The following is a 7,082-nucleotide window of genomic DNA, read 5'->3' on the forward strand; positions in this document are numbered from 1 at the left end:
GCTCCGGGAAAGCCCCTTTCGAGAGACAGCCCATGACGACGACCACCATCGACGGCCGCACCCTCACCGCCGCGGACGTGCTCGCCGTCGCCCGGCCGGACGCGGCGGGCCTCCGCGCCGAGGCGGTGCTCGACGAGGGCGCGCGCAGGAGCCTTGTCGGCGCGCGGGACTACATCGACGCGCATTTCATGACCGACGACGCGCCGCTGATGTACTCGTTCAACACCGGCGTCGGCCTGTTCAAGGACCAGCGCGTGCGCATGGACGAGATGCAGGCCTACCAGCGGCTGACCGTCTACGCCCACGCCACCGGGATGGGCGAGCCGTTCGACGCGGAGGCGGTGCGCGCCACCATGCTGCTGCGCGCCAACGCCTTCGCGTCGAACTTCTCCGGGCCGCGCGTCGCGGTCGTCGACCGCCTGCTCGCCTGCCTGAACGCCGGGATCGTGCCGGTGATCCCGTCGAAGGGCTCGGTCGGGGCGTCGGGCGACCTCGCGCCGCTGGCGCACCTGGCCGGCGCGATCTGCGGGTTCGAGGAGGCCGAGGCGTTCTACGAGGGACGCCGCCTGCCGGCCCGCGCGGCGCTGAAGGCGGCGGGCCTGCCCGAGGCGTTTCCGCTGGAGGCCAAGGACGCCTCGGCGCTGATCAACGGCTCCACCGTGTCGCTCGCCGTCGGCGTGCTGGCGCTGGAGGACATGAAGCGGGTCCTCAAGGCCGCCGAGATCGCCCTCGCCCTGACGCTTGAGGCCCTGCGTGCGGAGAAGGCCGCCTTCGATCCCCGCGTCCACGCCGCCCGCCCGCACAAGGGCCAGGCGGCCTCGGCCCGCAACGTCCTGCGGATGATCGGCGATTCCGAGCGCTGCACGGAGGGCGCCCGCGTCACGGTGTTCCCCGACGAGGCCCGCGCCCCCGGCCAGGCCCCGCCGCCGCGGGTGCAGGACGTGTACTCGCTGCGCTGCGCGCCGCAGGTGCACGGGCCGGTGCGCGAGGCGCTGGCCTACGTCGAGGGCATCATGGGCACCGAGATCAACGCGGCCACCGACAACCCGCTGATCTTCGCCGACGGGGCCGACCACTACACCTGCATCTCGGCCGGGCACTTCCACGGCGCCTACGTCGCGCAGGCGATGGACCTGCTCGCCATCACCGCCACCGACCTCGGCTCGATCTCGGAGCGGCGGCTCGCGCGCCTCATCGACCCGACCATGAGCTACGGCCTGCCGCGCAACCTGCTCGCCGGCAAGAAGGGCCTCAACACCGGCTTCGCCACCGTGCAGTGCACGATGTCGGCCCTGGTGATGGAGAACCGGACCCTGTCGATGCCCGGCTCGGTCGACTCGATCCCCGGCAAGTCGAACGCCGAGGACCACGTCTCGAACTCGACCTGGTGCGCGCGCAAGGCCCGCACCGTCGTCGCCAACGTCGAGACCATCGTCGCCGGCGAGATCCTGATGGCGTGCCAGGCGCTCTCGCTGGTCGCCGACGTCGCTCGGGACCATCCCCTCGGCTCCGGCACGCAGGCCGCCCTCGACGCGGTGCGCAAGGTCATCGCCCCGGCGCTGTCGGGCGACCGCTGGTACCAGGCCGAGATGGAGGCCGCGCTCGCGCTGGTGCGCTCGGGGGCGGTGGTCGCGGCGGTGGAGGCCGCGATCGGCCCGCTGGAATAGGCGCGGCGCCCCTTACCGCACCGGCGCCACAATCCGGTGGCTGGATCGTGCGGGCACGAGGGGGGATCCGATGATGCGGCCCGCGCTCCGCTTGTCCTGCCTGACGCTCGCGACGGGCCTCGCCTTCGCGGGCGCCGCGGCCCGGGCCGCGACCACGCCCGAGGCCGACGCCGCCTTCCTCGACGCCGTGACCTGGGGCGTCTCGCCGGCCAGCCACGCGGAGCTCCGCGCCAAGGGCCGCGAGCGCTGGCTCCGGGAGCAGCTCCATCCGCCGGCAGGCCCAGCCCTGCCGGAGGCCGCCCAGGCGCAGGTCGACGCGCTGACGCCGAAGGGCACGCTGCTCGAGCGGATCTCCGCCCTCGACGCGCAGGCGCGGGCGGCCAGCACCAAGCCCGACCCGGATGCGAAGAAGGCCGCGCAGCAGGCCTACCAGGGGGCGCTCTCGGCCGCCGCCCGGGACGCCGCCGCGGCGACGCTCCTGCGGGCGCTCGACAGCCCGGACCAGGTGCGCGAGCGGCTGACCTGGTTCTGGCTCAACCGCTTCAACGTCCACCAGGGCAAGGCGAACCTGCGCGCGATGGTCGGCGACTACGTCGACGCGGCGATCCGCCCGCACGCGCTCGGCCGCTTCCGCGACCTGCTGGAGGCGACGCTGCGGCACCCGGCGATGCTGCGCTATCTCGACAATGCCGACAACGCCGCCGGCCACCTCAACGAGAACTACGCCCGCGAGCTGATGGAGTTGCACACCCTCGGGGTCGGCTCCGGCTACACGCAGGGCGACGTCGAGGCGCTGGCCCGCATCCTCACCGGCGTCGGCATCGACGCCCGCCCCGAGGACCCGAAGCTGAAGCCGGAGCGCCAAGCCGATCTCGTCCGCGCCGGCCTGTTCGAATTCAACCCGAACCGCCACGATTACGGCGACAAGGTCTTCCTCGGCCACGCGATCCGCGGCCGCGGCTGGCCCGAGATCGTCGAGGCGCTCGACCTGATCGCCCGCGAGCCCGCCACCGCGCGAACCGTGTCGGCCGCGCTCGCGCGCTACTTCCTGGGCGCCCCGCCCTCGGACGCCCTGGTGGCGCGGCTGGCGCAGGTCTTCACCCGGAGCGACGGCGACATCGCGGCCGTGCTCGACGCGCTGTTCCACGCGCCCGACTTCGCGGCCTCCCTCGGGGGCGGGTTCAAGGACCCGGCCCGCTACGTGCTCTCGGCCGTGCGCCTCGCCTACGACGGGCGGACGATCCGCAACGCCGCGCCGATCCAGGGCTGGCTCAACCGCCTCGGCGAGGGCCTGTTCAACCGCTCGACGCCGGACGGCTACCCGCTCGGCGCCGCCGCCTGGAACGGGCCGGGACAGATGACGACGCGCTTCGAGATCGCCCGGCAGATCGGGTCGGGCTCCGCCGGCCTGTTCAAGCCCGCCCCCGACATGGCCGACGAGCCGGCCTTCCCGCTGCTGCAGAACGGGCTCTACTTCTCGACGCTCTCGGCCACCCTGAGCGCCCCGACCCGGGACGCCCTGGCCCGCGCCGTCTCCCCGCAGGACTGGAACACCCTGTTCCTGTCCGCCCCCGAATTCATGCGCCTCGGCCGCCCATGGACCCGCGCGACCCGCCCCGCCGCGCGCTGATCCGAGCCTCCCTCGCGCTCGGCCTGTCCACCGTCGCCGGCCGGGTCTGGGCCGCGCCGAAGGCGGATGCGCGCCTGCTCGTGGTGTTCCTGCGCGGCGCCTACGACGCGGCCAACGTCGTGATCCCGACGGGCAGCGACTTCTACTACCGCGCCCGGCCGACCCTCGCGGTCGCCCGGCCGGATGCGGCCGACCCGGCGGCGGCGCTGGCGCTCGACGCCGACTGGAGCCTCCACCCGAGCTTGCGCGACACGATCCTGCCGCTCTACGCCCGGGGGCAGGCCGCCTTCGTGCCGTTCGCCGGCACCGACGACCTCACGCGCAGCCATTTCGAGACCCAGGACACGATCGAGCTCGGGCAGACGGTCGGCGCCTCCCGCGACTACAATTCGGGCTTCATGGCCCGGCTCGCCGCGGAGCTGACGCGGACGCGCCCGATCGCCTTCACCGAGCAGATCCCGCTGATCTTCCGCGGCCCTGAGACGGTGCCCAACATCGCGATCAACGAGGTCGCCAAGCCCGGGATCGACGCGCGCCAGGCCGGGCTGATCACGGCGATGTACCGCGACACCCCGCTGGCCGCTTCGGTGGCCGAGGGGTTCCGCGTGCGCGACGCGGTCTACCAGTCGGTCTCGGAGCATCAGGCCGAGGCCGACCGCGGCGGCGTCTCGCCGAAGGGCTTCGCGCGCTCGGCCCGGCGCATCGGCCGGCTGATGCGCGAGTCGTTCAACCTCGGCTTCGTCGACGTCGGCGGCTGGGACACGCACGTGAACCAGGGCGCCGCCACCGGCTACCTCGCCGACCGGATCGGCGAGCTCGGCCGCGGGCTGGCCGGCTTCGTCGAGGAGGTCGGCCCCGCCTGGAACGACACGGTGGTGGTCGTGCTCTCCGAGTTCGGCCGCACCTTCCGCGAGAACGGCAACCGCGGCACCGATCACGGGCACGGCAGCGTCTACTGGGTGCTGGGCGGTGCCGTGCGCGGCGGCCGCATCGCCGGGCCGCAGGTGCGGGCCGACGAGGCGCACCTGTTCCAGAACCGCGACCATCCCGTGCTCACCGACTACCGCAGCCTGCTCGCCGGGCTGCTGCAACGCCTCTACGGGCTCGATCCGGCGAGCCTCCGGCGGGTCTTCGCGGACGCGGCGCCGGCCGACCTCGGGCTGGTCTGATCGGCCGACCGCTCCCGTGCCGCGAGGAACCCGCGCACCGTCCCGAGCAGCACCCGGGTCCCGGCCTCGATGTCGGGCAGGCTGGCGAACTCGGCCGGGTTGTGGCTGATGCCGCCGCGGCAGCGCACGAACACCATGGCGATCGGCGCGATCGCCGCCACCGCCATGCCGTCGTGCCCGGCCCCGCTCGGCAGCGCCAGGACGGGATGGCCCTCGGCGACGATCGCCGCCTCGACCAGGGCCGTCATCCCGGGGTCGCAGGGGACGGCTTCCGCCTCGTGCAGGAGGGCGATGCCGAAGCCGAGCCGGCGCCGGAGCGCGATGCGCTTGCAGGCGAGGTCGATGTCGGCGAGCGCGGCGTGCCGCTGCGCGTCGTCGGGCGCCCGCAGGTCCAGGCTGAACTTGGCCTGGCCCGGGATGGTGTTGACCGCCCCCGGCAGCGCCTGGATGCGCCCGACCGTGCCGACGAGGTGCTCCTCGCCGCGGCAGCGCGCCTCGATCGCCAGGATGCATTCGGCGGCGCCCGCGAGCGCGTCGCGGCGCTCGGTCATCGCGACGGTGCCGGCGTGCCCCGCCTCCCCCGACAGCGTGATCTCCAGGCGGCTCGCCCCGCTGATCGCGGTGACGAGGCCGACCGGCAGGCCCTCGCGCTCCAGCATCGGCCCCTGCTCGATGTGGAGCTCGACGTAGCCGAGGATCTGATCCGGCGTGCGGGCGGCGGTCGGGACGGCCTTCGGGTCGAGGCCGTATTCGCGCATCGCGGCGGCCAGCGTCGTGCCGGCGGCATCGAGGGTGCGCAGCGCCGCCGGGTCGAGATGGCCGGCGAACGCCCGGCTGCCGGTCAGCGTCGCGGCGAAGCGCACGCCCTCCTCGTCGGCGAAGCCCACCACCTCGATCGCGACCGGTGGCGGTCCTTGGCGCAGCACGGCCTCGACGCAACTGATGGCGGCGACGACGCCGAGCGGCCCGTCGTAGCGGCCGGCGTTGCGCACGGTGTCGAGGTGCGAGCCGATCACCAGGGCCGGCCCGCCGGGCTCGCGGCCCTCGACGCGGCCGATCAGGTTGCCGACGGCGTCGCGGCGCACCTGCAACCCGGCCTCGCCCATCCAGCCGGCGACCAGGGCCTCGGCCCGCGCCTGCTCGGGGGTGAGGTAGAGGCGGGTGATCGCGCCGGGCTCGGCGCTGATCTGGGCCAGCGCGTCGAGCCGCTGCTGGATGCGGGGGGCGAAGGCGTCCACGGATCAGGCCTTCGGCGCGTTGGCGAGCGTCAGCACCGTCTGCAGCAGCACGTCGGCGCCGGCGGCGCAGTCGGACGGGGTCGCCGATTCCGACTCGTTGTGGCTGACGCCGTCCTTGCACGGCACGAAGATCATCGCGGTCGGGACGCGGGCCGCGAGGTTGCAGGCGTCGTGCCCGGCGCCCGAGACCATGCGGCGGCGGCTCAGGCCCAGCCCCTCGGCGGCGGCATCGACCGCCGCGATCACGCCCGCGTCGAACGGCACCGGCTCCTTGCGCCAGATCCGCGCGAGGTCGATGGCGAGCTTGCGCCGGTCCGCGATCGCGGGAAGGCTCGCGCGCAGCTCAGCCTCGATCGCGTCGAGGACCTCCGGCTTCGGGTCGCGCACGTCGAGGGTGAAGCGCACCAGCCCCGGCACCACGTTGCGGGAGGGCGCGCCGATCACGGCCTCGCCGATGGTCGCGACGGCGGTGGGCGCGTGCGCCAGCGCGATCCGCTCGACCGCGAGCGCGACCTCCGCGAGCCCGAGCAGCGCGTCGCGGCGGCGCGGCATCGGCGTGGTGCCGGCATGCGCCTCGAAGCCGGTGATCGTGCCGTCGAACCAGGCGATGCCCTGCCCGCCCTCGACCACGCCGATGGTCCGGCCCTCGGCTTCCAGGATCGGGCCCTGCTCGATGTGCAGCTCGACGAAGGCGCTGATCTTCCGGTCGCCCACGGTGTCGGTTCCGCGGTAGCCGATCGCGTCGAGCGCCGCGCCGACGCTGATGCCGGCCGCGTCGGTCTTCTCCAGGATCTCGTCGGTGGTGAAATCGCCGGCGTAAGCCGCCGACGCCATCATCGCGGGGGCGAAGCGCGAGCCCTCCTCGTTGGTCCAGTTGACCAGCAGAAGCGGCGCCTCGGTCTCGATGCCGGCGTCGTTCAGGGCGCGCATTGCCTCCAGCCCGGCCAGCACCCCGAGGATGCCGTCGAACTTGCCGCCGGTCGGCTGGGTGTCGAGATGCGAGCCGAAGGCCACCGGCGGGCGCGCCGCGTCGCGCCCGGGCCGCAGGGCGTACTGGGTGCCGAGGGCGTCGACCCGCACCTCGAGCCCCGCCGCCGTGCAGGCGTCCCGGAACCAGTCGCGGACCGCGCCGTCCTCGGGCGACAGGGTGAGGCGGTTCAGGCCGCCGGCCGGCGTCGCGCCGAACCGCGCCGTCTCCTGGATCGTCTCCCACAGGCGCGAGCCGTCGATGCGCAGGTTGTGGGTCTTTGCCGTGCCGGCCATCCTGGCCTCCGTCGTCGCGTGTGTGTCTCGTGTCACGATGCCGACGTGACGGCCCGGCGGCCGGCAAGGATCGTGCCCGGCCAGGCTCCGCAGGCCCGCCCAGCCCCCGCAGGGC

5 protein-coding genes are annotated in these 7,082 nt (G+C 74.3%); 3 read left to right on the forward strand and 2 right to left on the reverse strand.

Annotated elements, in window-relative coordinates; all coding sequences use genetic code 11:
• The first annotated feature begins 32 nt into the window (after positions 1-32).
• The 3 genes from FV227_RS13870 to FV227_RS13880 all read left to right on the forward strand — a co-directional run bounded on the left by FV227_RS13870 (position 33) and on the right by FV227_RS13880 (position 4,466).
• Entirely contained in the window at positions 33-1,667 is a 1,635-nt protein-coding gene (locus FV227_RS13870) for an aromatic amino acid ammonia-lyase (protein ID WP_147859191.1), read from the forward strand.
• 70 nt (positions 1,668-1,737) lie between these two features.
• Positions 1,738-3,297 (forward strand): DUF1800 domain-containing protein, encoded by a 1,560-nt coding sequence (locus FV227_RS13875; protein ID WP_147859192.1) that lies wholly within the window; start codon positions 1,738-1,740, stop codon positions 3,295-3,297.
• Entirely contained in the window at positions 3,264-4,466 is a 1,203-nt protein-coding gene (locus FV227_RS13880; RefSeq protein ID WP_147728594.1) for a DUF1501 domain-containing protein, read from the forward strand. Before FV227_RS13875 ends, FV227_RS13880 begins: the two co-directional genes overlap by 34 nt.
• Here FV227_RS13880 and FV227_RS13885 read toward each other — a convergent pair.
• A complete protein-coding gene (locus FV227_RS13885) occupies positions 4,394-5,704 on the reverse strand; it encodes an allantoate amidohydrolase (RefSeq protein ID WP_147728593.1) in 1,311 nt (436 codons plus the stop codon). The two genes, FV227_RS13880 and FV227_RS13885, sit on opposite strands and share 73 nt — an antisense overlap.
• A gap of 3 nt (positions 5,705-5,707) precedes the next feature.
• Positions 5,708-6,967: a Zn-dependent hydrolase gene (locus FV227_RS13890; RefSeq protein ID WP_147728592.1), complete on the reverse strand. Its 1,260-nt coding sequence runs from the start codon at positions 6,965-6,967 to the stop codon at positions 5,708-5,710.
• Positions 6,968-7,082 lie beyond the last annotated feature (115 nt).

Origin of the sequence: Methylobacterium sp. WL119 (assembly GCF_008039875.1) — a bacterium.
GTDB lineage: Bacteria > Pseudomonadota > Alphaproteobacteria > Rhizobiales > Beijerinckiaceae > Methylobacterium.

Bases quoted from the DNA above. Each gene is read 5' to 3' on its own strand.
- FV227_RS13875 (WP_147859192.1), top strand. From the start codon at position 1,738: ATGATGCGGCCCGCGCTCCGCTTGTCCTGCCTGACGCTCGCGACGGGC.
- FV227_RS13880 (WP_147728594.1), top strand. From the start codon at position 3,264: ATGGACCCGCGCGACCCGCCCCGCCGCGCGCTGATCCGAGCCTCCCTC.
- FV227_RS13890 (WP_147728592.1), bottom strand. From the start codon at position 6,967: ATGGCCGGCACGGCAAAGACCCACAACCTGCGCATCGACGGCTCGCGC.
- FV227_RS13870 (WP_147859191.1), top strand. From the start codon at position 33: ATGACGACGACCACCATCGACGGCCGCACCCTCACCGCCGCGGACGTG.